Origin of the sequence: Methylorubrum sp. B1-46 (genome assembly GCF_021117295.1) — a bacterium.
In the GTDB taxonomy this organism is placed as follows: domain Bacteria; phylum Pseudomonadota; class Alphaproteobacteria; order Rhizobiales; family Beijerinckiaceae; genus Methylobacterium.
Genome location: NZ_CP088247.1, coordinates 3442634 through 3467648, shown reverse-complemented (window position 1 = coordinate 3467648; position 25015 = coordinate 3442634). Strand labels below are relative to the sequence as shown.

22 protein-coding genes are annotated in these 25015 nt (G+C 69.5%); 11 read left to right on the top strand and 11 right to left on the bottom strand.

From position 1 onward, the window contains the following. Nucleotides 1-116: 116 nt before the first annotated feature. Nucleotides 117-1325, top strand: a complete 1209-nt coding sequence (locus tag LPC10_RS16105) for an acetyl-CoA C-acetyltransferase (protein WP_231343312.1) — start codon at nucleotides 117-119, stop codon at nucleotides 1323-1325. Between the two features lie 127 nt (nucleotides 1326-1452). Continuing rightward, nucleotides 1453-1950 (top strand): hypothetical protein, encoded by a 498-nt coding sequence (locus LPC10_RS16100; RefSeq protein ID WP_231343310.1) that lies wholly within the window; start codon nucleotides 1453-1455, stop codon nucleotides 1948-1950. Nucleotides 1951-2004: 54 nt separating this feature from the next. On the opposite strand, the gene LPC10_RS16095 is transcribed toward LPC10_RS16100, so the two are convergent. Beyond that, on the bottom strand, nucleotides 2005-2802 hold the full coding sequence (locus tag LPC10_RS16095) for an EAL domain-containing protein (RefSeq protein ID WP_231343297.1): 798 nt from the start codon (nucleotides 2800-2802) through the stop codon (nucleotides 2005-2007). A gap of 121 nt (nucleotides 2803-2923) precedes the next feature. Here LPC10_RS16095 and LPC10_RS16090 point away from each other — a divergent pair, with 121 nt between their 5' ends. The 3 genes from LPC10_RS16090 (at nucleotide 2924) to LPC10_RS16080 (ending at nucleotide 6094) form a co-directional block, all read left to right on the top strand. Beyond that, a complete protein-coding gene (locus LPC10_RS16090) occupies nucleotides 2924-5125 on the top strand; it encodes an FAD-dependent oxidoreductase (RefSeq protein ID WP_231343295.1) in 2202 nt (733 codons plus the stop codon). Nucleotides 5126-5225: 100 nt separating this feature from the next. Beyond that, entirely contained in the window at nucleotides 5226-5390 is a 165-nt protein-coding gene (locus LPC10_RS16085; RefSeq protein WP_012455304.1) for a YqaE/Pmp3 family membrane protein, read from the top strand. A gap of 257 nt (nucleotides 5391-5647) precedes the next feature. Then, a complete protein-coding gene (locus tag LPC10_RS16080) occupies nucleotides 5648-6094 on the top strand; it encodes a DMT family transporter (protein ID WP_231343293.1) in 447 nt (148 codons plus the stop codon). A gap of 6 nt (nucleotides 6095-6100) precedes the next feature. Here the strand turns inward: LPC10_RS16080 and LPC10_RS16075 are convergent, their stop codons facing one another. The 3 genes from LPC10_RS16075 to LPC10_RS16065 are packed head-to-tail and all read right to left on the bottom strand — an operon-like array spanning nucleotide 6101 to nucleotide 9551. Then, on the bottom strand, nucleotides 6101-6583 hold the full coding sequence (locus tag LPC10_RS16075) for a secondary thiamine-phosphate synthase enzyme YjbQ (RefSeq protein WP_231343285.1): 483 nt from the start codon (nucleotides 6581-6583) through the stop codon (nucleotides 6101-6103). Continuing rightward, on the bottom strand, nucleotides 6580-8472 hold the full coding sequence (locus LPC10_RS16070) for a cisplatin damage response ATP-dependent DNA ligase (RefSeq protein WP_231343256.1): 1893 nt from the start codon (nucleotides 8470-8472) through the stop codon (nucleotides 6580-6582). The genes LPC10_RS16075 and LPC10_RS16070 overlap by 4 nt, the downstream gene beginning before the upstream one ends. Then, a complete protein-coding gene (locus LPC10_RS16065; protein WP_231343254.1) occupies nucleotides 8469-9551 on the bottom strand; it encodes a ligase-associated DNA damage response exonuclease in 1083 nt (360 codons plus the stop codon). Before LPC10_RS16065 ends, LPC10_RS16070 begins: the two co-directional genes overlap by 4 nt. 57 nt (nucleotides 9552-9608) lie before the next feature. Between LPC10_RS16065 and LPC10_RS16060 the strand changes: the two genes are divergently transcribed. Continuing rightward, entirely contained in the window at nucleotides 9609-10598 is a 990-nt protein-coding gene (locus LPC10_RS16060; protein ID WP_231343252.1) for a methyltransferase domain-containing protein, read from the top strand. A 41-nt stretch (nucleotides 10599-10639) separates the two neighbouring features. Next, nucleotides 10640-11401, top strand: a complete 762-nt coding sequence (locus LPC10_RS16055; protein WP_231343250.1) for a YoaK family protein — start codon at nucleotides 10640-10642, stop codon at nucleotides 11399-11401. 33 nt (nucleotides 11402-11434) lie between these two features. On the opposite strand, the gene arfB is transcribed toward LPC10_RS16055, so the two are convergent. After that, on the bottom strand, nucleotides 11435-11860 hold the full coding sequence (gene arfB, locus LPC10_RS16050) for an alternative ribosome rescue aminoacyl-tRNA hydrolase ArfB (protein ID WP_231343248.1): 426 nt from the start codon (nucleotides 11858-11860) through the stop codon (nucleotides 11435-11437). 27 nt (nucleotides 11861-11887) lie between these two features. Continuing rightward, nucleotides 11888-12166: a BolA family transcriptional regulator gene (locus LPC10_RS16045; protein WP_231343246.1), complete on the bottom strand. Its 279-nt coding sequence runs from the start codon at nucleotides 12164-12166 to the stop codon at nucleotides 11888-11890. A 167-nt stretch (nucleotides 12167-12333) separates the two neighbouring features. Between LPC10_RS16045 and LPC10_RS16040 the strand changes: the two genes are divergently transcribed. From LPC10_RS16040 to cobT, 3 genes are all read left to right on the top strand, one after another. Next, on the top strand, nucleotides 12334-13038 hold the full coding sequence (locus LPC10_RS16040; RefSeq protein WP_231343244.1) for a J domain-containing protein: 705 nt from the start codon (nucleotides 12334-12336) through the stop codon (nucleotides 13036-13038). Nucleotides 13039-13378: 340 nt separating this feature from the next. Then, nucleotides 13379-14362 carry a cobaltochelatase subunit CobS gene (gene cobS / locus LPC10_RS16035; RefSeq protein ID WP_231343242.1) on the top strand — a complete coding sequence of 328 codons (984 nt, stop codon included), beginning with the start codon at nucleotides 13379-13381 and terminating at the stop codon, nucleotides 14360-14362. A 123-nt stretch (nucleotides 14363-14485) separates the two neighbouring features. After that, nucleotides 14486-16396, top strand: a complete 1911-nt coding sequence (gene cobT, locus LPC10_RS16030; RefSeq protein ID WP_231343241.1) for a cobaltochelatase subunit CobT — start codon at nucleotides 14486-14488, stop codon at nucleotides 16394-16396. A gap of 57 nt (nucleotides 16397-16453) precedes the next feature. Here the strand turns inward: cobT and LPC10_RS16025 are convergent, their stop codons facing one another. Together LPC10_RS16025 and LPC10_RS16020 are read right to left on the bottom strand one after the other, a co-directional pair. Further along, nucleotides 16454-16666, bottom strand: a complete 213-nt coding sequence (locus LPC10_RS16025; RefSeq protein ID WP_231343239.1) for a hypothetical protein — start codon at nucleotides 16664-16666, stop codon at nucleotides 16454-16456. Between the two features lie 196 nt (nucleotides 16667-16862). Next, nucleotides 16863-17789 (bottom strand): transporter substrate-binding domain-containing protein, encoded by a 927-nt coding sequence (locus LPC10_RS16020; RefSeq protein ID WP_231343237.1) that lies wholly within the window; start codon nucleotides 17787-17789, stop codon nucleotides 16863-16865. Between the two features lie 96 nt (nucleotides 17790-17885). On the opposite strand from LPC10_RS16020, the gene LPC10_RS16015 reads away from it, so the two are divergent. Next, on the top strand, nucleotides 17886-19751 hold the full coding sequence (locus LPC10_RS16015; RefSeq protein ID WP_370644732.1) for a glycosyltransferase family 2 protein: 1866 nt from the start codon (nucleotides 17886-17888) through the stop codon (nucleotides 19749-19751). On the opposite strand, the gene LPC10_RS16010 is transcribed toward LPC10_RS16015, so the two are convergent. The 3 genes from LPC10_RS16010 to LPC10_RS16000 form a co-directional block, all read right to left on the bottom strand. Beyond that, nucleotides 19702-20295, bottom strand: a complete 594-nt coding sequence (locus tag LPC10_RS16010) for an SCO family protein (RefSeq protein WP_231343231.1) — start codon at nucleotides 20293-20295, stop codon at nucleotides 19702-19704. The genes LPC10_RS16015 and LPC10_RS16010 overlap by 50 nt on opposite strands. 307 nt (nucleotides 20296-20602) lie before the next feature. Then, a complete protein-coding gene (gene cysG / locus LPC10_RS16005) occupies nucleotides 20603-22060 on the bottom strand; it encodes a siroheme synthase CysG (protein WP_231343229.1) in 1458 nt (485 codons plus the stop codon). A gap of 182 nt (nucleotides 22061-22242) precedes the next feature. Then, nucleotides 22243-24930 carry a nitrate reductase gene (locus LPC10_RS16000; protein WP_231343227.1) on the bottom strand — a complete coding sequence of 896 codons (2688 nt, stop codon included), beginning with the start codon at nucleotides 24928-24930 and terminating at the stop codon, nucleotides 22243-22245. Nucleotides 24931-25015: the final 85 nt, after the last annotated feature.

The window sequence follows — 25015 nt, the reverse complement described above, 5'->3', positions numbered from 1 at the left end:
GCCGTTTTCGGACAAACCTGAGCCGGCCCCTCTCCCGCCCGCTGAAGCGGGCACCCTCCCCCGCAGAGAAGGGAGGGTTGACCCGGCGGCGATGAAGGACACGAGGAAGCGCTGAGATGCCCGAGGCCTACATCTACGATCACGTCCGCACGCCCCGCGGCCGCGGCAAGCCCGACGGTTCGCTGCACGAGGTGACGGCGCTGCGCTTGGCGGAAACGGCCCTGCGCGCCCTCAAGGACCGCAACGGTCTCGATACGCGGCAAGTGGACGACGTGGTGCTCGGCTGCGTCGATCCGGTCGGCGAGGCCGGCGGCGACATCGCCCGCGCCGCGGCGTTGGTGGCCGATTACGGCACCCACGTGCCCGGCGTGCAGATCAACCGCTTCTGCGCCTCCGGTCTCGACGCCATCAACTTCGCCGCCGCGCAGGTCATGGCCGGCCAGCACGACCTCACGGTGGGCGGCGGCGTCGAGTCGATGAGCCGCGTCGGCCTCGGCGCCTCGGGCGGCGCCTGGCCGGTCGATCCGGCGATCGCGGTCAAATCCTACTTCATGCCGCAGGGCGTCTCGGCCGACCTGATCGCCACCAAGTACGGCTTCACCCGCGACGATTGCGACGCCTACGCGGTCGAGTCGCAGAAGCGCTCGGCCCAATCCTGGAACGAGGGCCTGTTCAAGAACTCGGTCGTGCCGGTGCGGGACATCAACGGCATCACCCTGCTCGACCGTGACGAGCACATGCGGCCCTCGACCGACATGCAGTCGCTGGCGAGCCTGAAACCGTCCTTCGTGCAGATGGGCCAGATGGGTGGCTTCGACGCGGTGGCCGTCGATGCCCATCCCGATGTCGAGGCGGTGGAGCACGTCCACCATGCCGGCAATTCCTCAGGGATCGTCGACGGGGCGGCCGCCGTGCTGATCGGCTCGGCCGAGGCCGGCGATCGGGCCGGGCTGCGGCCGCGGGCCCGGATCCGGGCGTTCGCCAATATCGGCTCCGATCCGGCGCTGATGCTGACCGGCCCGGTCGATGTCACGCGGAAGGTGCTGGCGCGGGCCGGCATGAGCCTGTCCGATATCGACCTGTTCGAGATCAACGAGGCCTTCGCCTCGGTGGTGCTGCGCTTCCAGCAAGCCTTCGACCTCGACCCGGCGCGGGTGAACGTCAACGGCGGCGCCATCGCCATGGGCCATCCCCTCGGTGCCACCGGGGCGATGATCCTCGGCACCGTCCTCGACGAACTGGAGCGCACCGGCAAGGAGCGGGCGCTCGTCACCCTCTGCATCGGTGCCGGCATGGGCACCGCCACGATCATCGAGCGGGTGTGATCGGTCGGGCGGCGGCACGCCGCCGCCCTGCCCTGCCATCCATCGGGAAACGCTGCTAAGGGCCTCCCACGCCGCGCCCTTTTTCGATCGGGTGCGGCCCCAGAACACCGATGGGAGAAACGCCACGATGAAGTCGACAAAAGCCGCCCTGTGCCTCGCCCTCGTGCTGGCCCTGCCGCTCGCGGCGCGGGCCGACGAGAATGCGGACAAGCTCGCCGTCGCCACCAAGCTCACCGAGAAGACGGTGCTGAAGAACCTCGACACCGGCTTCGGCGGCGCGCTCGAGAAGACCGTCTCGACCATGCCCGACGACAAGGCGGAAAAGGTGCGCAAGGAGGCCAGGGCCGAGTTCGACAAGCAGCGCAAGGAGCTGCTGGAAGGCCTGTCCAAGCAATACGCCGACAAGTTCAGCCTCGACGAGCTGAAGGAGCTCGACAAGATCTACGACGACAAGACCTACCAGAAGTTCCAGGCCGTCAACGCCGACCCGAAGTCCGAGGTGAACCTGCTGTCGCAGGCGGTGGTGACGCGGCTCCTGAACATGCTGACGCTTGCCGCCGCCAGCGACCAGACCGGCGGTGCCCCGGGCGGCCTGCCCGGCGGCATGCCGATGCCCGCCAAGTAAGCCGGCGGAGGCGCGAGGATGAGCGGTGCGGCGGGCAGCTTCGGCGGAGGAGCGTCAGGCGACGCGCTTCGTCGGCGCGCCGTCGGCCGCGAAGCCCGCGACCGGCGGCAGGGCTTCCAGCGCCGGACGGGCGAAGTGGTAGCCTTGCAGCAGATCGATGCCGAGGCCGTGCAGCGCCTCGGCCTCGGCCGCGCTCTCGATGCCCTCTGCGATCACCGCGACGCCGAGCGTCCGCGCGATCTGGGTGATGCCGCCGACGATGGTGCGGCGCCCGGCATCCGCCTCGATGCCGCGCACGAGATCCATGTCGATCTTGATCAGGTCCGGGCGGAAATTGGCGAGCAGGCCGAGGCCCGCATAGCCCGCGCCGAAATCGTCGAGCGCCGTGAGGAAGCCCTGCCGCCGGTACTCCGTGACGATGCGCTGGACATGGGCGATGTCGGTAAAGCGCTCGTTCTCGGTGAATTCGAAGTTGAGGCGCCCGTTGTCGAAGCCGACGCGGCGGGCGGCCTCCAGCGAGGCGCGGATGCAGGCGGCCGGCTCGTAGACGGCGTTCGGCATGAAGTTGATCGACAGCTTGGTGTCGCCGCCCGGCGGGAACAGGCGACCGGCGAGTTCAATCGCCTTGACCCGCGCCGCCTGATCGAACCGGTAGAGCGTCTCGTCGGTGACCCGCGACAGGATCGAACCGGCGGACTCGCCGTTCGGCCCGCGCACCAGCGCCTCGTAGCCCCAGACGCGCGCATTGGCGACGTCGACGATGGGCTGGAAGGCCATGGTGAAGGCAAAGTCGAGATCCGCCCCGTCGCGGCAGGCTCGGCAGGCGGTTCGCGGTCGGGCGTCCGTCTTCATGGTCTGTCCGGAGGCGGTCGTGGAGGGACGGGGCCGGTCGCGCACCCGTTGCATCCGCCATGACGAGCCCTCCCTCTTAAAATTTCGATACGGCCAGGCTCTTTTCCTTCGAGGTTTCGCGATGACCGCCACCGAGAATTTCCGCTTCGAGACCGATGCCGACGGCATCGCGCTCGCGACCTGGGACATGCCCGGCCGCTCGATGAACGTCATCACCATGGAGGTGATGGCGGAGCTGGACCGGATCGTCGACGCGGTCGTCGCCGACGCGGCGATCAAGGGCTGCGTCATCGTCTCGGGGAAGAACAACTTCTCCGGCGGCGCCGACCTCACCATGCTCCAGGGCCTTGGGGTCGAGTACGAGCGGCTGAAGGCGAGTGAGGGCGAGGCGGTGGCCATGCGCCACTTCTTCGAGGAGTCGCGCCGCCTCAGCCTCGTGTTCCGCAAGCTCGAGACCTGCGGCAAGCCGTTCGCCGCGGCGGTGCACGGTCTCTGCCTCGGCGGTGCGTTCGAACTCGCGCTGGCCTGCCACCACCGGGTGCTCGCCGACGACGACAAGACCCGTGTCGGCCTGCCCGAGATCAAGGTCGGCCTGTTCCCCGGCGGCGGCGGCACCCAGCGAGTGGCGCGCCTGATGCAGACCGGCGACGCGCTGCAGATGCTGTTCAAGGGCGAGCAGATCCGTCCGCTCATGGCCAAGAATATGGGGCTGGCCCACGCCGTCGCCCCGGCGGCGGAGATCGTCGAGCGGGCTAAAGCCTGGATCCGCGAGGGCGGCTCGGCGGTGGCTCCCTGGGACGTGCCGAAGTTCAAGGCGCCGTCCGGCAAGGTCTACTCGCCGGCCGGCATGATGATCTGGCCGCCGGCCAACGCGATCTACCGCCGTGAGACCCACGACAATTACCCCGCGGCAAAAGCGATCCTGGCCTCGGTCTACGAGGGCCTGCAACTGCCGATGGATCTCGGCCTCAAGGTCGAGAGTCGCTACTTCGCCCACATCCTGCGCACCAAGGAGGCGCAGGCGATGATCCGCACCCTGTTCATCTCCATGGGCGAGATCAACAAGGGCGCCCGTCGGCCGAAGGATGTCGAGCCGACGAAGGTGGGCAAGGTCGGCGTCATCGGCGCCGGCTTCATGGGCGCGGGCATCGCCTACGTCACGGCGCAGGCCGGGATGGAGGTCGTGCTGATCGACCGTGACCAGGAGGCGGCCGATGCCGGCAAGGCGCATTGCCACAAGCTCATCACCGGCCAGATCAACCGCGGCAAGGCCAAGACCGCCGACCGCGACGCGCTGCTAGCCCGCATCACCGCGACGCCCGACTATGCCGCGCTCTCGGACTGCGATCTCGTCATCGAGGCGGTGTTTGAGGATCCGCGCGTGAAGGCCGAGGTGATCGCGCGGGTCGAGGCGGCGCTGCCGGAGCACGCGATCTTCGCCTCCAACACCTCGACCCTGCCGATCTCAGGGCTCGCCCAGACCTCGAAGCGGCCTGAGCAATTCGTCGGCATCCACTTCTTCTCGCCGGTGGAGAAGATGCTGCTCGTGGAGATCATCCGCGGCAACCAGACCGGCGACCGGGCGGTGGCCACCGCCCTCGACTATGTGCGGGCGATCAAGAAGACCGGCATCGTCGTCAACGATTCCCGCGGATTCTTCGCCAACCGCTGCGTGCTCGTCTACATCCAGGAGGGCCACAAGATGCTCGCCGAGGGCGTGCCCCCGGCCATGATCGAGAACGTGGCGCGGATGGCCGGCATGCCGGTCGGCCCGCTCTCGCTCAACGATGAGGTGGCGCTCGATCTCGGCCTCAAGATCATGCGCGCGACCGAGGCGCAGCTCGGCGAGGGCGCCGTCGATCCGGATCAGAAGCGGCTCCTCGTCGCGATGGTCGAGACCCACGGCCGGCTCGGGCGCAAGAACAAGCGCGGCTTCTACGACTACCCGGAAGGCGGCCAGAAGAAGCTCTGGCCGGGCCTTTCCGAGATCCAGCCGAACCGGCTCGATCCGGACAGCCTCGACGTGGAGGAGCTGAAGCACCGCTTCCTCGTGGTGCAGGCGCTGGAGGCCGCCCGCACGATGCAGGAAGGCGTGGTGATCGATCCGCGCGAGGCGGATGTCGGCTCGATCCTCGGCTTCGGCTTCGCCCCGTTCACCGGCGGCGCGCTCTCCTACATCGACTTCATGGGCGCGGGGGCATTCGTCGAACTGGCCCGTGCCCTCGAAGCCCGGCACGGCGCCCGCTTCACCCCGCCGGACAACCTGCTGGCGATGGCCGAGTCCGGGGGACGCTTCTACGATGTGCTGAAGCAGGCGGCGTAAGGCTTCAGGCAGCCCTCTCTGACCGGAGGGCTGCCATGCGGAACCGAACAGCGCCGCTCTCGTTCACCGCCCGACCATCGTGAGTGAACCGGAGTTCCCCTTGTCGACCCTCATCAAGATCCTGATCGCGTTCTTCCTGCCGCCGATCTCGGTGCTGATGACGAACGGGATCGGGATCCAGTTCCTGTTCAACATCCTGCTCTGCCTGCTGTTCTACCTGCCGGGCTCGATCCACGCGCTCTACCTGCTGCTGCGCGACCGCTGATCGCGCTCGACTGAGCGGCGGGCTCTGCTTCCGTTCGATCCGCGTCGATCACGCGACCGTCCTCGCGAAGCGGAGCTGGACCGTTGCCGTGCGCGTCCTTTACGGGGTTGTCGCGCCCCGGATTGCGTCGCGGACGCTCGCGAAATCGGCGTCCGATAAATCCCCAAGCAGCCAACCGGAAACGGTATGAACCGGATCGCGGCAGCGATCTGGACGTCGATGGGTCGGCCGATCGAGCGAGGGGGAAGCCGAGATCGATGCTCAGAGTTCTGCTGCCCTCTCTCCTCGCGCTGAGCGCCGGCATCAGCATCGTGATCCAGCAGGGGCTCAATACGCGCCTGCGCACGGATCTCGGATCGGCGGCCTGGGCCGGTTTCGCGAGCTACGCCGTCGGCCTCGCCTGCATGGTGCTGCTCATCCTGGCCCTGCGCGATCCCCTGCCCGCGGCCAGTGCGGCGGCGCGGGTGCCGTGGTGGGGCTGGAGCGGCGGACTGTTCGGCGCGCTCTTCATCGGGCTTGCCATCGTCCTCGTGCCGCAGCTCGGCGCCGCGACCTTCATCGCGCTGCTCGTGGCCGGGCAGATGCTCGCCTCGGTCGCCTTCGATCATTTCGGCTGGATGGGTCTCGCCCAGCGCCCCATTGACGGCCCGCGCCTGATCGGTGTCGCCCTGCTGGTCGCCGGCGTGATCCTGATCCGGCGCTGATCCCGCTCACGCCCCGACAGCGTGCAGCGCGATCTCCCGCCGATGGCCGCGGTCGCGGTGCTCGATCAGGTAGATCCCCTGCCACGTGCCGAGCGCCAGCCGTCCGTCGCGCACAGGGATGGTGAGACCCGAATCGGTCAGCATCGTCCGGATATGCGCGGGCATGTCGTCCGGCCCCTCCATGCCGTGGACATACTGACCGTGGCGCGGTGCGAACCCGTCGAGGGCGGTCATCAGGTCGACCCGTACGTCCGGGTCGGCGTTCTCTTGGATCGTCAGCGAGGCCGAGGTGTGCCGGCAGAATACGCTGACGAGGCCAGAGCGGATACCGCTCTCGGCCACGAAGGCGGCCACCGCCTCGGTGATGTCGGTGAAACCCTGGCCGGGCGTCGCGACGGTGATCCGCGCGCTCGCCTGCCGGGTCACGTCGCCGGCCGAAAAGCCTTCGAGCGATCCGATCTTGCCGGCGCTCCTGCCCGCCTGTCTCATTCCGATGCCTCCATCGTCGTCCCCGGCGCGACCTCGCGCTCGCCGCGGGCCAGAATTCGCTCCAGAACCTCGACCCGGTCCGCCTCCGCCGGGGGCTTGTCCCAGCGGATGCGGCTGACGCGAGGGAAGCGCATCGCCACGCCCGACTTGTGCCGGGTCGAGCGCTGCACGCCCTCGAAGGCGATCTCCAGCACGAGGCCGGCGTCGCGGCCGTAGGCGACCTCGCGCACCGGACCGAAGCGTTTGGTGGTGTGGTTGCGGACATAACGGTCGAGCTTTTGCAGCTCGGCGTCGGTGAAGCCGTGATAGGCCTTGCCGACCGGTACCAGCTCCTCGCCCTCCGCCCCCTCGCGCCAGCAGCCGAAGGTGTAATCCGAGTAGAACGACGAGCGCTTTCCGTGGCCGCGTTGGGCGTACATCATCACCGCATCGACCACGTAGGGCTCGCGCTTCCACTTCCACCACGGCCCCTTCGGGCGGCCGGGCAGGTAGGGGCTGTTGAGGCGCTTCAGCATCACGCCCTCGACGGCGTCGGCATCCGCGCCCGCGCCGGCGGAAGCCGGGTCGGCGCGGGCGCTCGCGACCTCGTCCCAGGTCGCGAACGGGACGAGCGGCGAGAGGTCGATGCGGGCATGGTCGAGCCGCCGCACCAGGGCTTCCAGCCGGGGCCGGCGCTCGGCGAAGGGCAGCCCGCGCAAGTCCTCGCCTTCGGCTGACAGCACATCGTAGGCGCGGACATGGGCCGGGAACTCGTCGAGGAGCTTGCCCGTCACCGCCTTCCGGTTGAGCCGCTGCTGCAGCACGTTGAAGCTCTGGACCCGGCCCTCGCGCAGGATCAGCAGCTCGCCGTCGAGGGCACCCTCGAAGGTGATCGCGTCAGTGAGATCGGGGAAGGCTTCGGAGATGTCCTCGCCGGTGCGCGAGTAGATTTTCTGGACTTGCCGGCCCTGACCGTCGCGCCCGCCCGCGAGCTGCACCCGGATGCCGTCCCACTTCCACTCGGCGGAGAAGGCTTCGGGCTCGAGTTTGTCGAGGTCTTCGAACGCCTCCACCGGATGCGACAACATCGGCGGGCGGAACGGGGCCGGGTTGCGGCTATCGGGGCGCTCACCCCTTCCCTCCACCCAGGCGAACAGCTCGGTGTAGGGCGGCCTCAATCCGTGCCAGACCTCCTCCACCGCATCGGCCTCGTGGCCGCCGAGCGCCCCGATTGCGGTCTTGGCGAGCCGGGCCGAGACGCCGACCCGCAGGTTGCCGGTGACGAGCTTCAGGAGCGCCCAGCGCCCGGTCTCGTCGAGGGCGTCGAGCCAGCCTGCGAGATGCTGCGGCAGCGCGCGCTTCGGAGTGGTGGCGAGGGTTTCCACGACCTCCGCCAAAGTGGGGACGGCGGGCGGCGGATTGTTGTGGCCGAGACCCGGTGCATCCCCTGTCCCCGCGCGCGGGGACAGGGCTTCGGCGACCTCGTCGTTGCCGAAGCGAGTCGGCTGGCGGTGGTGAGGGGGCATCTCCGAAATGGGCTCACCCTGAACCGCCCCCTCACTCCCACGACCGCTCGTCGCGCCGACGACGAGGTCGTCGCGACCCTCTCCGCGCGCGCGGGGAGCGGAGCTTTCATCCGGTCCCGGCCAGATCAGCGCGGTCGTCTCCGCGAGATCGCCCACGTAATTGTGCGAGAGCGCGAACAGCACCGGATCGACCCGCTCCTCGACGAGCGCGCGGATCAGCGCCGGCTTGGCCTCGCGGAAGGTCAGGCCGCCGGTCATCGCGGCCAGCGCCCAGCCGCGCTCGGGGTCGGGCGCGCCGGCGAAGAAGTCCTGGAGCAGACGCAGCTTGGCGTTGCGGCGCGGCTCGTAGGCGAGGCGGTCGAGAAGGTGGGCGAAGTCGTTCACGCCGAGGCCTCCGCCATCTTCGGTTCCTGCCCAGGATCAGGCTCGGCCTCGCCGTCGTCGCCATACCCCAGCAGGTGCAGCGGCTTGGCGCGGATGCCGCGCGTGCCGCACCAATGCACCAGCGCGTCCTCCTGTCCGTGCGTCACCCAGACCTCCTCGGCCCCGGTGTCGAGGATCGTCCGGCACAGGTCCGGCCAGTCGGAATGGTCGGAGATGACGAGCGGCAGCTCGACGCCCTTCTGCCGGGCGCGGGCGCGCACCCGCATCCAGCCCGAGGCGAAGGCGGTGACTGGATCGGGAAACTTGCGCGACCACAGATCCTGGATCGAGGAGGGCGGGCACAGCACGATGGCGCCGTGCAGATCCTTGCGCTCGGCCGCCACCACCTTCGGCGTCTCGCCGAGCGGCACGCCCTCCCGCTTGTACAGCTCGGTCAGCCGCTCCATCGCACCGTGCAGGTGGATCGGCCGATCCCAGCCCTCCTCGCGCAGCAGCGCCATCACCCGCTGCGCCTTGCCGAGGGCGTAGGCGCCGACGATGTGCGCGCGCTCGGGAAACAGCGTCACCGATTCGATCAGCTTGCGCACCTCGCCCCGCGTGTCGGGATGGCGGAAGACCGGCAGGCCGAAGGTCGCCTCGGTGATGAACACGTCGCACGGCACGACCTCGAACGGCAGGCAGGTCGGATCGGGCGCGCGCTTGTAGTCGCCCGAGACGACGATGCGCTGGCGCGGCCCCTTGCTATCCCCCTTGCCTTCGCGCTCGATCGCGATCTGAGCCGAGCCGAGCACGTGCCCGGCCGGGGCGAAGAACACGGTGACGTCGCCGATCCGCATCCGCTCACCGAGCCGCGCCTCCTGGCGCGAGGCACAGAAATCCTCGCCGTAGCGCACGGCCATGATCCGCAGCGTCTCGGGGGTGGCCAGCACCGTGCCGTGCCCGGCGCGGGCGTGGTCGGCATGGCCGTGGGTGATCAGCGCCCGCTCCACCGGCCGCGTCGGATCGACGTGGAAGCGCCCAAGCGGACAATAAAGACCCTCGCGGGTCAGGGTGAGGAGATCGGAGGCGCGCTGCGACATCGGCCGGGATATAGGGCGGAACCTTCCGTCGCACCGACACCCCGCCATCCTGCCGCGATGTCACGCCAACTTTCCTCCGGTGACCTCCTCGCCGACCGCCGCTACGCCTATGCCGAGGCCTGCCTCGCCGAGGACGATCCCGGAGCGGCGGCGGAGATGGCGAGCCAAGCCCTCGACCTCGCACCCGGCTATGCTCCCGCCTGGTTCCTGCTCGGGCGTGCCCGCGAAGCCCTGTTCGAGAAGAGCCGCAACGAGACCGACCGGCAGGCCGCCCTCGCGGCCTTCGAGCGGGCGCTCGACCTCGACCCGTCGGACGCGCTCGGTAGCCGGCTGCACCGGGCGGCGCTGGGCGGAGGCGACGCCCTCGCGGCGATGTCGCCGGCTTATCTCCGCGCGCTGTTCGACGGCTACGCCCCGCGTTTCGAGCGGCATCTCGTGGACGAACTCGGCTATTGCGGGCCGGCGCTGATCGTCGCCGCACTCGATGCGCTGCCGGTCGCGCTTCGATCTTGTGCGCCGCAACACTTCTCGAATGTGCTCGATCTCGGCTGCGGCACCGGCCTGATGGGGCGTGCGCTGGCGAACCGGGCCGGGCATCTGGCCGGGTGCGACCTCTCTCCGGCGATGCTGGCGCAGGCCGGCCGCACCGGCCTCTACGAGCGCCTCGTCGAGGCCGATCTCGTCACTTTCCTCGCCGGCGAACCGGAGGCCTCGGCCGACCTGATCGTGGCGGCGGATGTGTTCATCTATCTGGGAAACTTGGCATCCGCGCTCTCGGGCATGGCTCGCGTGCTGCGGCCGGCAGGGCTGGCCGTCTTCACCGTCCAGTCGCCGCAGGAGGAGGAAACCGGCGTCGTCCTCGGGGCCGACGGCCGCTACGCCCATGCCGACGCCTACCTGAAAGCCGAGGTGAGGCAGGCAGGACTCGTCGTGACCGAGATGCGTCCGGCCTCTATCCGGCGCCAGAAGAGAATAGACGTGCCCGGACGGCTTTTAATCCTGCACAAACACTTGATCGGATCTCATGAAATGGATGCAACCGGATAGCCGTAATACCGTTGTGCTGCGGAGCAAAATCAGGGGAACCGATGCCCGACGAGTCGAACAAAGCCTTTCCGGCGAGCCCAGTGACGCGGGTGCCGTTCGCGCTGATGCTGGCGGGAACCGCCGGCGCGGCTGACTCGATCGGCTTCCTCGAATTCTCTCAGCTCTTCATGTCGTTCATGAGTGGCAACACCACGCGGTTCGGCGTGGCCGTGGCCGGCTTTGACTGGGACGGCACCACGCGCTTTGCCAGCGTGATCGCGCTGTTCTGCTTCGGCGCCTTCCTCGGCACGCTGATCGCGGCCTGGGCCGGTCGCTTCCGGCTCTCGGTTCTGCTCATCATCCAGGCGATCCTGTTCGCCATCGGCCTGCTGGTCCCCTTCGGCACTACGGCCTTCCCGCTCCACGCCTATCCGATCGTGCTGGCGCTCGGCATTCAGAACGCGACGCTGCAAGACGAGGCGGGCCGCAGCCTCGCCATCACTTACGTCACGGGAACGGTGGTGCGCTTCGGGGCGGGCGTCGCCAACCTCATCCTGCACAAGCCGGCCCCGTCCTTCTGGCTGCAGGCGCCGCTCTGGGGTGCGCTCAGCACCGGCGCCGTGGTCGGCGGGTTCCTCCACGGATGGTTCGGCGAGCGGGCCTTCCTGTTCCCGGCCGGCTTTGCCGCCCTGCTCGCGGTGATCGCGCTGGTGCTGACGATCTGGCTCAAGGACACGCCCTACGTCTCCGGCATCGCCGCCCCGCAGCCCGATGCGCATCCGGAGGCGAAGCCGACGGCGACCGCGCCGGCTGCCGCGGGCTGATCCTCACCCTTCTTTACCTTACCCTTCGTCAACTTACCCCTCGTCACCTGGGCCGCCGCGCAGCCGCTTGACGCTGCTGCGGCGACCCTTCTCGTCGAGGCGCCGCTTCTTCGAGGCCAGGGTCGGCCGGGTGGCGCGGCGGGGCGTCGGCGGCACCGCCGCTTCCGCCACCATCGCCGCGAGCCGATCGCGGGCATCCGCCCGGTTGCGCTCCTGTGTGCGGAAGCGCTGGGCGCTGATGACGAGCACGCCCTCCCCCGTCAGGCGCCGGCCCGCGAGCCGCATCAGCCGCACCGCCACGGCGTCGGGCAGGCTGCGGGAGCGGCGCACGTCGAAGCGCAGTTGCACCGCGGTGGAGAGCTTGTTGACGTTCTGCCCGCCCGGCCCCGAGGCGCGCACGAAGCTCTCCTCGATCTCGGCCTCGTCGATCTCGATCTGCGGCGTGCAGCGAAGCCCCACGGCGGTCGCCCTCTCCCGGTGAGGGCCTCAGCCCGCCTCGCCCGGCGTGCGGGCCCGCACCGCCAGGGCATGCAGGCCGCGCTTAAAAGCCTCGTCGAGGAGCCCGTTGACGAGCCTGTGACGCTCGACCCGGTTCTTGCCCTCGAACACCGCCGAGACGACATCGAGCCGGAAATGGGTTTCGCCCTCCGGACGTGCTCCCGCATGGCCGGCGTGCAGGTGCGACTCGTCGATCACCTCCAGCGCGGTCGGCGCCAACTCGGCCTCGAGCCGCCCGGCGATCCAGTCCTTCAGGGTCCCGGTCATCGTTTCCTCACTGCGAAAGGCGGCGCTTCGAATGCGCCGCGAACCTGTTTCGGACATGCCGGCCCGGCACCTTTCGGGCACAGAAGCGTCAACCCCGGATCGAAGCATGCGGCATCAGGCCCGACGGCCTTTCCGTCCGCGCGTCCGCCCCTCATAATCGGCCCGTCATGGATCTCAACTCGCCGCTGTTCGACCGCATCCGCATCAAGCCGACCTGTGACGATCCCAAGCAGGGAGCGAAGGCGGGAACGCGGGCCGGTGGGCGGAAGGGCGCCGATGCGGGCGCCGCCACGACCGAGGCGGCCTGCGAGGCGCAGGGCTGCACCCATCCCGGCCTCTACCGCGCGCCCAAGGGCCGCAAGCAGGAGGGTCAGTACTGGCGCTTCTGCATCGACCACGTGCGCGCCTACAACGCCGCCTACAACTACTTCGACGGCATGAACGATGCCGCGGTCGAGGCCTACCAGAAGGATGCGATCATCGGTCATCGGCCGACCTGGTCGATGGGCATGAACGCCGCCGCAGGAGCCGCGGAGGGCAAGGCCAAGGGCGCCAAGCCCGAGGCCGAGCGCGACTGGGCCTATGCAGATCCGCTGGGAATCCTGCGGGCGAACGGGGTCGGCGGCGGGGCCGCGGGCCGGCGCCAAGCCGAGCCGGAGCCGCAGCGGCCGCGCCACTCGGCGGCGGTGCGCAAGGCGCTCGACGTGATGGGCCTCGACGAGAACGCCGACACCGCGGCGATCAAGGCGCAGTACAAGACCCTGGTGAAGCGCTTCCACCCCGATGCCAATGGCGGTGACCGTTCCTTCGAGGACCGCCTGCGCGACATCATCCGCGCCCACGACGTGCTGCGCGCCGCCGGGATGTGCTGAGCGCGACCTCCCTTCGCCGGCCCGCCCCGGTCCCGGCGGGGGGAAGACTTTCCGCCCTTGCGCCGGGCGCCGATCGGGCCGGCGATGGATGGGGCAGCAAATGTCCGTGCGCGCCCTATATTCATACGATACCGCTTCTTCGCGAAGCCGGCTTCCCGGATGAACCATCCTTCAGGCCGACCCGTCTTTCTGGCTGAGCCCCCTTGGCGATGCCGCGGGGCGGCGATTAAGGATGACATCCGCCCGCTTACCGACGGGCTGCCCGGCAGGTGAGTTGACGACGAAATTGCGCGGTCGCGCGGGCTTACGCACGCTCCCGGCCGCCTCGATGAGGTTCCGTATGCTGTCCGACGATACGCCCGCTTCCCTGCCCGATCGCCAGGTTTCCGTCCGCGAGGTGTTCGGCATCGACCTCGACCTCAAGGTGCCGGCCTATTCCGAGCCCGAGGAGCACGTGCCGGATCTCGATCCGGATTACATCTTCGACCGCGAGACCACGCTCTCGATCCTGGCGGGCTTTGCCCGCAACCGCCGCGTCATGGTCACCGGCTATCACGGCACCGGCAAGTCGACCCATATCGAGCAGGTCGCGGCGCGGCTGAACTGGCCCTGCATCCGGATCAACCTCGACAGCCACGTCTCGCGTATCGACCTCGTCGGCAAGGACGCCATCGTCCTGCGGGACGGCAAGCAGGTCACCGCCTTCCAGGACGGCATCCTGCCCTGGGCCCTGCAGAACAACGTCGCGCTCGTCTTCGACGAGTACGATGCCGGCCGGCCCGACGTGATGTTCGTGATCCAGCGCGTGCTGGAGGTCTCCGGCCGCCTGACGCTGCTCGACCAGAAGCGCGTCATCCGCCCGCATCCGGGCTTCCGCCTGTTCGCCACCGCCAACACGGTCGGCCTCGGCGACACGTCCGGCCTCTATCACGGCACGCAGCAGATCAACCAGGGCCAGATGGACCGCTGGTCGATCGTCACCACGCTGAACTACCTGCCGCACGACCGCGAGGTCGACATCGTGCTCTCGAAGGCGACGCACTACCAGAACGAGAGCGGGCGCGACACGGTGAACCGGATGGTGCGCGTGGCGGATCTCACCCGCAACGCCTTTATGAACGGCGACCTTTCGACCGTGATGAGCCCGCGCACGGTCATCACCTGGGCCGAGAACGCCGACATCTTCCGCGACATCGGCTTCGCGTTCCGGGTGACCTTCCTCAACAAGTGCGATGAGCTGGAGCGTCCGCTGGTGGCCGAGTTCTACCAGCGTGCCTTCGGCAAGGAGCTGCCCGAGAGCGCGCTCAACGTTGCGCTGAGCTGATCGGGCAGCCGTCCCCCTCGCACGCGACGGGGACGGCGCTCGTCTTCCCGGTTTTGGGGCCCCGCCGTCATGGCATTGCCCCGACCGGGCCTTCGAACTCGATTCGGTGGCGTCCGCGAAGATATGGCCCTGACCAACCGCCCCAAGACCGGTGATCGTAAGGAACCCGGCGCCGAGCCGCTGAAGCGCTCGGTGGCCGGTTGCCTGCGCGCCATCGCCAAGCGGCCGGATATCGAGGTCACCTATGCCAGCGACCGGCCGGCGCTGATCGGCGACAAGGCGCGCCTGCCCGAGCCGACGCGGCGGCTCACCGCCGAGGACGCGGCGATCCTGCGTGGCCACTCCGATTCCATGGCTTTGCGCCTCGGCTGCCATGATACGAGCGTCCACCGCCGGCTCGCTCCCGACAACGCCGCGGCGCGCGCCGTCTACGATGCGGTGGAGCAGGCCCGCGTCGAGGCGATCGGTTCGCGCCGGCTGGAGGGCGTTGCGGCCAACATCACCGCGATGCTGGAGGACCGCTACCACCGCGGCGGCAAGTACGAGAACATCACCGACCGGGCCGACGCGCCGATGGAGGATGCCGTCGCGCTGATGGTGCGCGAGCGCCTCACTGGCCAGAAGCCGCCGCCTGCCGCTGCCCGGATCGTCGATCTGTGGCGCGAGCATATCGAGGCGCGCGCCGGGAAGAACCTCGACGGCCTGATCGGCACGATCGACAACCAGCGCGGCTTCGCCCGCTCCGTGCGCGACCTGCTCTCCTCCCTCGACATGGCCGACCAGACGCCGCTCGATCAGGACGATGAGAGCGACGAGGACGAGAACCAGGCTCAGGACGACGAGCAGCAGCCGAGCGAGGGCGAGGCTGAAGAGCAGTCGCAGGGCGACCGCGCCGAGATCGAGGTGTCCGATGAGGCCACCGACGAACTCGACGAGGGCGCCACCGAGTCCGCCGACGCGCCCTCCGGCGAGTTGCCGGAAGAGGCCGAGGACGCGGAATCGGAGGAGGCTTCCGAATCCTGGCGCCCGCCGAGCCAGCGCGGCAACGAGCGCACCGGCCCCGATTACCGGGTCTACAATCCGCGCTTCGACGAGACCGTCGAGGCCGAGGATCTGTGCGATGCCGAGGAGCTGACGCGGCTGCGCAGCTATCTCGACAAGCAACTCGCCCACCTTCAGGGCGTCGTCGGGCGTCTCGCCAACCGCCTGCAGCGTCGCCTGCTGGCGCAGCAGAGCCGTGCCTGGGACTTCGACCTCGAAGAGGGTCAGCTCGATCCGGCCCGCCTCGTCCGTGTCGTCACCGATCCGTTCCAGCCGCTCTCCTTCAAGCAGGAGAAGGACACCGACTTCCGCGACACGGTGGTGACGCTGCTGCTCGACAATTCCGGCTCGATGCGCGGGCGCCCGATCACGGTCGCGGCGACCTGTGCCGACATTCTCGCCCGCACGCTGGAGCGCTGCGGCGTGAAGGTCGAGATTCTGGGCTTCACCACCCGCGCCTGGAAGGGCGGCCAGTCCCGCGAGGCGTGGCTTGCTAACGGCAAGCCGCCCAATCCCGGCCGCCTGAACGACCTGCGCCACATCATCTACAAGTCGGCCGACGCGCCCTGGCGGCGCGCGCGGAAAAACCTCGGGCTGATGATGCGCGAGGGGCTGTTGAAGGAGAACATCGACGGCGAGGCGCTGGATTGGGCCCACAAGCGCCTGCTGGCGCGGCCCGAGCAGCGCCGCATCCTGATGGTGATCTCGGATGGCGCGCCGGTCGATGATTCGACGCTGTCGGTCAATCCCGGCAACTACCTCGAGCGCCACCTGCGCTACATGATCGAGGAGATCGAGACCCGCTCGCCGGTCGAGTTGCTCGCCATCGGCATCGGCCACGACGTGACGCGCTACTACCGCCGCGCCGTTACGATCATCGACGCCGAGGAACTCGGCGGCGCAATGACGGAGAAGCTCGCCGAGCTGTTCGAGGAGAACACCGGCGCGTCCGGTGGCGGCGGGGCAATGCGGCGGGTGGCCGGACGGCGCTGACGGACCTCATCCGGGAGGAGCCGCCTCCCGGTCACTGTGTGGACGATGCGGCGAGGGTCAGCGAGACCCGTGGGGGTGTCCGTCCCGTCGTCTCAGCTCTGGCTTCAGGATCATGCGGCCCTCGTAGCCGTCATAGCCGCCGCTATAGGTGAAGCGGTTCAGCGCGAGCTTCTGTCGGCGCTCCAGGGACAGATCGCTCTCCCGCTGCGCGGTGTGCGGCTCGCCGGCGCGGCGACGCGCTTGTCCCTGTGTGCTGTACGGCTTCGGCATTCGTGGACGGTCCATTCGAGCCTTCAGAGCATCGTCCCGAAAGGTGGCCACCGGCTTTCGGAAAAAGACGATGCAAAACGATCATTTTAGAACATCGTTCTGGATCGGATATCCGGGACGATGTTCTCGGCCGGGGCTTGCAGGCCCCGTGAGGCGCGGGCTTCACGCTACAGCAGTTAGGGCGTTCGGGCCCAGGTCAGAACGGACTGACCGGAAAAAACCGTAGATAGAGCTCAGCGTATTTTCCATCGTCCCACACCCGCTGCAACGCATCGTCGAGGGCGCGGGCGAGTGCCGCGTCCTCGGTGCGGGTGACGAAGCCGATGCCCTCGCCGAAATAGCGGTTCTCCAAGTAGTCGCCGCCGGAATAGGCGCAGCAGCCTTCCGCTTCCTGGCCGTTCAGCCAGAGAGCGAGGCTGAGGCCGTCGGCGAACAGATACTCGACCTCGCCGCGCTTGAGCGCGCTCTCGGCCGCTGACAGGTCGGTGAACGTCTTGCCTGTGGCCTTAGGGAAATAGGCTTTCAGGTAGGCCTCGTGGGCGCTGCCCTCCACGACTCCGACGCTCCGCCCGGCCAGCGCGCTCGCCGAGGGAGCGGGCAGACCGCGATCCTTGCGGGCGACGAAGCGGGCTGGCCAGCGGAAATAGGGGCGTGTGGCCAGGAAGCGCGCGCGCAGGCCCGCGGTCAGGGGGACGGCGGCCGCCACCACGTCGCCCTGCTTGTCGGCGAGCGCGTCGAGCAGCGTGTCGAAGCGGCGCGCCTGCACCGTGCAGGTGATGGTCAGCCGCTCGCAGACCGCGCGGGCCAGTTCCACGGCAAAGCCCGTCGGCATGCCGTCGGGCCCCGCGAAGTGCAGCGGTGGGAACTCGTCGTCGGTCATGAAGCGGACGGCCCGCCCCGTCTGCGGCGCCTCGACGCGCTCGCCGCGCGCCCGCGGATTCCAGAAATTCGGGATGGCCACCGATGGCGTGGGCGCCGGTCCGGTCGGCTGTTGTGCCGATACAACATTGGTTAATGAAATGATAACGGCTGGTACGATCAGCCACCGTACCCAGCGGCCGAGAATTGACGCACTGGTTGTTGTCGTGGCGCAGTGCACGCCGGTGGAGAGGTCCGAGCCCATGCCTCTCCCTAGCACGGCGCGGGCTCGCAGGGAGCTGTCACCCTGTCCGATCTCGACCGCCGACGGAGCCACCGGGCCGCTCTGCTCCCGCCGGAAATCGGCTTCCTCGCCGCCGAAGGCGTTTCCCTCGAGACGCTGAGCCGGGCCGCGACCATCGCCCGACGCTGCGGCACCGACGCCGCGACCGCTCTCCTCAACGAGGGGCTTCTCTCCGAGGAGGTGTTCTACCGCGCGCTAGCCCGCCGGCTCGGAGCGACCTTTCTCGCCGGAGCGTTCACGATCGGAGACGGTGTTCCGTACAGGCGCTGTCTTGAGGCCGGCGCCGCGCCACTCGTGACATCGGAGGGAGGCGAAGTCCTCGTCGCGGCACCGCGCGGTGCGGCGGTGGCGCGCCTGATCGCGGTGGCGGATCGATCGGCGCTGCCTGCCATCACGACTCCGACGGCCTTGAGGCAGGCCTTGTTCGCACGGTACGGGGCCGCCATCGCCGAGGATGCCTCCGAAACCCTGGGGCGTCTGCGTCCCGAATGGTCCTGCCGCCCTGGGCCGCTGGCGATCGACCTTGTCTTGGCCGGCAGCATGTTCGCCCTTGTCGTCCTGCTCGCTCGCCTTCCGACGATGGCAGGCTTCCTCCTGCTGCTGCTGATCCAGGGCTTGATGCTGACTCTGCTGACCTTCCGCCTCACCGCGGCCGGGATGGGGGCTGCCGAGATCCTGCGCCCCACAGAGCCCGAAAAGCGGCCCGCGCTCCTGACGGACGAAGAACTTCCGACCTACACGATTCTCATCGCCCTCTACCGGGAGGCGCCGGTGGTGCCGCGTCTGCTCGGCGCCCTGCGCCGACTCGACTATCCGGCAGCCAAGCTGGACATCAAGTTCCTGCTGGAGGCGGACGACGAAGAGACTGCCGCGGCGTTCCGCGCGACCCCGCTTCCGGCCCGCTTCGAAATCGTCACCGTCCCGGAGGGCATGCCGCGCACGAAGCCGAGGGCGTTGAACGCGGCCCTCCCGCTCGCCCGCGGCGAGCACCTCGTGGTCTACGACGCGGAAGACGTGATTTCGCCTGAACAGCTTCGCCTCGCCGCGACGCTGTTTGCCCGCGCGCCGGCCTCGACCGCCTGCCTCCAGGGCCGCCTCGTGATCGACAATCACGGCGACGGTTGGCTCCCGCGCCTGTTCGCCATCGAGTACGCGGCTCTGTTCGACGTGCTCGGCCCGGCCCTGGCCGCGTGGCGGATGCCGACACCGCTGGGCGGGACCTCGACGCATTTCCGCACCCGCGTCCTGCGCGATCTCCACGGATGGGATTCGTGGAACGTCACCGAGGATGCCGATCTCGGCCTGCGCATGGCGCTTGCGGGCTACGATGTCGGCGATCTGCCGAGCGCGACCTTCGAGGAGGCGCTCGCCCATCCGCGCAAGTGGCTGCGCCAGCGCACCCGCTGGATGAAGGGCTTCCTGCAGACGAGCTTCACCCATGGGCGGCGCCCGCTCCACCTCTATCGCCGCCTCGGTGCGGCGGGGAGCCTGTGTGTGCTGGCGCTGCTGCCCGGCACGGTCGTCTCGGCCTTGTTCTATCCCTTCATGCTGCTCGGCGGTCTCGTCGACCTCGTCAGTTGGGTCGAGGCGGAGGACGGCCTCGCCATCGTGAAGCGTGCGGCCTCGATCACGGTGTTCCTCGGCGGGCTGGCAGCGATGTGCCTGCCCGGCCTCGTTGGCTGCCTCCGGCGCGGATGGTTCGATCTCGTGCCGCTCGTGCTGCTGCTACCCGTCTACTTCCTCCTCGGCAGCCTCGCGGCATGGCTCGCCGTGTTCGAACTGGCGCGGCATCCGCACCGCTGGAACAAGACCGAGCACGGGCTGGCCCGCACCTCTCGCACCGGCGCGCTCGGGCGGCGCCCGCTCGGCGCGATCAGATCCGCTTCGACAGCTCCGCTGCCGTCTCCGCTGCCGGCCGGTTGAGGTTGACCGCGCCGACGAAGCCGTTGCGGGCGTCCATCAGGTAGACGAGCGCGGTGTGCTCCATCGTGTAGTCGCCGCTCTGGCTCGGCACCTTCTTGGCATAGGCGCGGAAGGTCTTGATCGTCGCCGCCACCTGCTCCGGGCTGCCGGTGAGGCCGATGATGCGCGGATCGAAGCTCGACAGGTAGGTCTTGAGGGATTCGGGCGTGTCACGCTCCGGATCGACGCTGACGAAGGCGACCTTCAGCGCGTCGGCCTTGGGCCCCAGTGCCGCCAGTACGTCGCTGATCTGCTGTAGGGTGGTCGGGCAGACGTCGGGGCAATGGGTGAAGCCGAAGAACATCAGGTAGGGCTTGCCGGCAAAGGCGCGCTCGGTGATCGTCGCCCCGTCCTGGTTCACCAGGGTGAAGGGCCCGCCGACACCGCTCGGACCGCTCTGGGGATGCTGCGGCACCAGCGTCATCACCAGTGCGACGGAGAGGGCCACGAGGCCGGCGACGAAGGCGGCGAGCGGCAGGAGAACGCTGCGGGAGGGACGACGCATGGAGCTCTCGGACGCGTGTCTGTGAGGGCGCCCGACGAGGCGGGACGACCGTGTGAGATGGCCCGCAATCCCCGGACGCTGTGCCGATAGCGACAGCCTCGGGCATCAGGGCGCCGCCCCTCACATCACAGAGCTCAAGGCGTGCCGCAAGCCCGCGGGAAGCCGCACGGGGCGCCCCCGTCCTCCAGACGATGCAGGGTGTCGTACCAAATCCGGTTGATCCCTTCGGGATGGCGGATTTCGACTTCGCTCAAGCGCCGTGCGGGCTTGTCGATCCGATCTCCGCTTTGATCAAGCGGAGACCGTATCAGGAGGCTTCGGCCCGGATCTCGACAGGAGCGTCCGCGCCGCGGGTGTTGTGCCGGCGCAGGGCCTCGCCGACCATCAGCAGCGCCGGTCCTTCCAGGTCCGAGGCCTCGATCCGCCCGGCGAGATCCGCGGCGGTGCCGGCGACCGTGGCCTGCTTCGCCCGCGTCGCGTTGAACACGACGAGAGCCGGCGTCTCGGGGGCGAGCCCCTCGGCGACCGCCCGCTCCAGCAGGGCCCGCAGCGTGCGCTTGGGCATGTAGACGACGGTGGTGACGCTGCGGTCGGCCAGCGCCCCCCAGTTCAGATCCTCGGGCAGCGCCCCGCGGCGGTCGTGGCCGGTGACGAATTGCAGGCGCCGGGCCGCATCGCGATGGGTGAGTGACACGCCGAGCGCGGCGGCCGCGCCCTGCGCCGCGCTGACGCCGGGAACGATGGTGCAGGGAATGCCGGCGGCCTCGCAGGCCTCGATCTCCTCGCCCGCCCGGCCGAAGACGAGCGGGTCGCCGGATTTCAGCCGCACCACCTGCTTGCCGGATTTAGCCAGCGAGACCATCAGCGCGTTGATGTCGTCTTGGCGGCAGGAGGGGCCGTGACCGGTCTTGCCGACCAGCATGGTGCGGGCCTCGCGGCGGGCGTAGTCGGGAATTTCGGGAGCGACGAGGTCGTCGTAGAGGATCACATCGGCGTTGCGCAGGGCCCGCAGGGCCTTCAGCGTCAGCAGTTCGGCATCGCCCGGCCCGGCGCCGACGAGCGTTACGGCACCGCCGAGCGGCAGCGCCTCGGTCTGGCCCATCAGGTCGGTGAGGTCGGCCTCCGTCGGCGTGCGGTCCGGCTCGGCGAAGGCCCGGTCGGTGAAGCGCTCCCAGAAGCCGCGCCGCTCGGAGAAACCATGGAAGCGGGAAGAGACCGCCTCGCGCCAGTCGCGGGCGGCGGCGACCCAGTGCTTGAAGCCGCGCGGCAGCATCGCCTCGATGCGCGCCCGCACCGTCTGCCCGAAGACCGGGGCGGCGCCCTCGGTCGAGATGCCGACGACGAGCGGCGAGCGGTTGACGATGGCGCCGAACTTCACGTCGCACAGATGCGGCCGGTCGACGGCGTTGACGATGGCCCCGGCCGCGCGCGCTGCCGCGACGAAGGCGATGCAATCCTCCTCGTCCTCCATGGCGCCGATGGCGAAGGCCGCGCCTTGAAGATCCTCCGGGGTCCAGCGCCGCTCGTGCAGGGTCACCGAGCCGGCGGCGATCTCGGCCGGCACGCCGCGCAGTTCCTCGCTCGGCGCCTCGGCATAGACATCGACCCGGGCGCCGGCAGCGGCGAGCAGCTTGACCTTCCAGGGCGCGCCCCCGTTGGAGCCGGCGAGCACCGCCCGCTTGTCCTGCAGCGGCACGAACACGGGCAGCACCGCCAGCGGCTCGAGGCCGGCGCGGGTTTCGCGGGGTTGGCGGGGCGTGCTCATGGTCTTCTTGTACGACTCGAATCGAGGTTCCAGCCCCATCTCTCATCCGGAGGGGCCGGAGCGAGGCGGAGGCCCCGAAGGAGCCTCCAGGGATCGCGCGGTCTCCGGAGCCCTCCCTCAAAGCTGCTTCGCAGCACCTCAGAATGAGGACGAGAGCGGGACGGAGTAGCTTGAACCTGCCCCTACGCGGCGCTGCGCGCAAGCGTCGGCGACAGCAGCTTGCGGATCTCGGGGATGCAGGAGCCGCAATTCGTTCCCGCCTTGCAGGCCGCGCCCACCGCCTCGACCGTGTCGGCCCCGGCCGCGATCGCCGCGGTGATGACATCGAGCCCGACGCCGTGGCAGGCGCAGACCACCGGCCCGGCCGAGACCGTGGCCGCCCGGCCCGTGAGCAGGGCGCGCCGGTCGATTGCCTCGATGTCGGGGCTGGCGAAGACCGCCTTGGCGAGTTCCCAGTCCGGCCGCCGGTCGCCCGGTGCGACGCTGAGTGCCGCGACGAGCTGGTCGTCGCGATAGACGGCGCAGCGGTAGAGGCCGCGGGCGTGATCGACGTACTCGGCCCATTCGTGGCCGGGGAACAGGCCGCGCACGGACAGGGCCATTTCGCGCGAACTCTCCTGGGTGGCGAAGATGAGGCCCGAGCCGCCCTGCACGGTCGCCCGCGCCCACCACCAGCCGGCGGGCGCCGCTTGGCTGTCCCGCGTCAGCAGGAAGCCGCGGGAACGGTAGGCCACGGCCTCGACGGAAGCGGGCGTCGCCTTCAGTTCCGGCTGGCCCGAGACCGGATCGGTGATGCCGCGGGCGAGCGCCGCCGCGCGCCCGTCGGAGGCGGTCATGTCGGACCAGTGCATCGGCACGAAGATCGAGCCCGGCAGAACGGCGTCCGTCACCATCACTTCGAGGATCGCGCTGCCGAGCTCGGTCGCGACGCGGGCAAATCCCCCGTCGCTCAGGCGGTAGCGGGCCGCGTCGTCGGGGTGGACCTCGACGAAGGGCACGGCGCGGTGGGAAGAAAGGCGCTGGCTTTTGCCCGTGCGGGTCATGGTGTGCCAGTGGTCGCGGATCCGGCCGGTGTTGAGCACCAGCGGGTGCGCGGCGGTGACCGGCTGCGCCAGGGCCGGCGGCTGCACCGCGACGAAGCGGGCGCGCCGGTCGAAGGTGTAGAAGCGTCCGTCGGCGAAGAGCCGGGCGCGGCCCTTTTTCGCCTCCGGCCCGCGCTTCGGCACCGGCCACTGCATCGGCAGGTGCGTGTCGTAGGCACGCGCGCTCATCTCGGCGAGGCCGCCGAGGTCGAAGTCGCGGCTGCCCTCGTTCTCGAACGCCGAGAGCGCGGCGTGTTCGCGAAAAATCTCGGCGGCGGACTTGTAGGCGAAGGCGTCGCCGTGGCCGAGGCGGCGGGCGACGTCGCACAGGATCGCCCAATCCGCCCGCGCCTGCCCCGGCGCCTTCAGGAAGGCGCGCTGGCGCGAGATCCGGCGCTCGGAATTGGTCACCGTGCCGTCCTTCTCGCCCCAGGCGAGCGCCGGCAGCAGCACGGTCTTCTTCCCCACGGCGCGGGCGCTGTCGCTGTTCGCGACCGCCTCCGAGACGACGTAGAGGTCGAGCCCCTTGATCGCGTCGCGGATCCGGTCGGCGCGCGGCATCGAGACGAGCGGGTTGGTGCCGATCACCCACAGCGCCTTGATCTTTCCGCGTTCGATCGCCTCGAACAGCGCGACCGCCTTCATGCCCTCGCCGGTGATGATGTTGGGCGCCTTCCAGAAGCGGCGGACCCGGTCCACCTCTTCCGGCGCGAAGTGCATGTGGGCGGCGAGCATGTTGGCCAAGCCGCCGACCTCGCGCCCGCCCATGGCGTTGGGCTGGCCGGTGAGCGAGAGCGGCCCCATGCCGGGCTGGCCGATCCGGCCGGTGGCGAGGTGGCAGTTGATGATGGCGTTGCCCTTGTCGGTGCCCTGCGCCGACTGGTTCGCCCCCTGGCTGAAGCCGGTGACGACGCGCTTCGTCCGGGCGAACAGCTCGAAGAAGGCCTGCACGTCCGCTTCCGCGAGACCCGTGGCGCAGGCGGTGGCGGCCACGTCCGGCGCGATCTGCCGGGCGCGCTCGAGGGCGCCCTCGAAGCCGGCGGTGTGCGCCTCGATGAAGCGCAGGTCCAATTTGCCCATGCCGGCCAGATGCACCAGCAGGCCGGAGAAGAGCGCGGTATCGGTGCCCGGCTGAAGGCCGAGATGGAGGTCGGCCTCCTCACCGGTCTGCGTTCGGCGGGGATCGACGGTGACGATCTTCGTGCCGCGGTTCTTGCGGGCATCCATCATCCGCCGGAACAGGATCGGGTGGCACCACGCGGCGTTGGAGCCGACGAGCACGATCAGGTCGGCCTCGTCGAGATCCTCGTAGCAGCCAGGCACCGTGTCCGAGCCGAAGGCGCGGCGGTGGGCGGCGACGGCGCTCGACATGCAGAGCCGCGAATTGGTGTCGACGTGGGGCGTGCCCAGAAAGCCCTTCGCCAGCTTGTTGGCGACGTAGTAATCCTCCGTCAGGATCTGGCCCGACAGGTAGAAGGCGATTGCGTCCGGCCCGTGCTGCTCGGCGATCCGCCTCAAGCCGCCGGCCACGGTGCCGAGCGCGCCCTCCCAGGTCGCGGTTCGGCCGTCCACGAGCGGTTCGAGCAGCCGGTCGCCGAGATCGACGGTCTCGCCGAGTGCCGAGCCCTTCGAGCAGAGGCGGCCGAAATTCGCCGGATGGTCGGGATCGCCGGCGATCGCCACACCGCCCTGGCCGTCCGGCGTCGCGAGCACGCCGCAGCCGACGCCGCAATAGGGGCAGGTCGTCTTCACGGCGGGCGCGGTCCGGTCGGAGGCAGGCTGAGACATCGGGTATCCTCGGCGGATTTTTCGTCGCAGGGACGTTTCGCCGAGGGGTCGCAAAAGTCGGGCCGCTCGCCTTCACACCACCTGA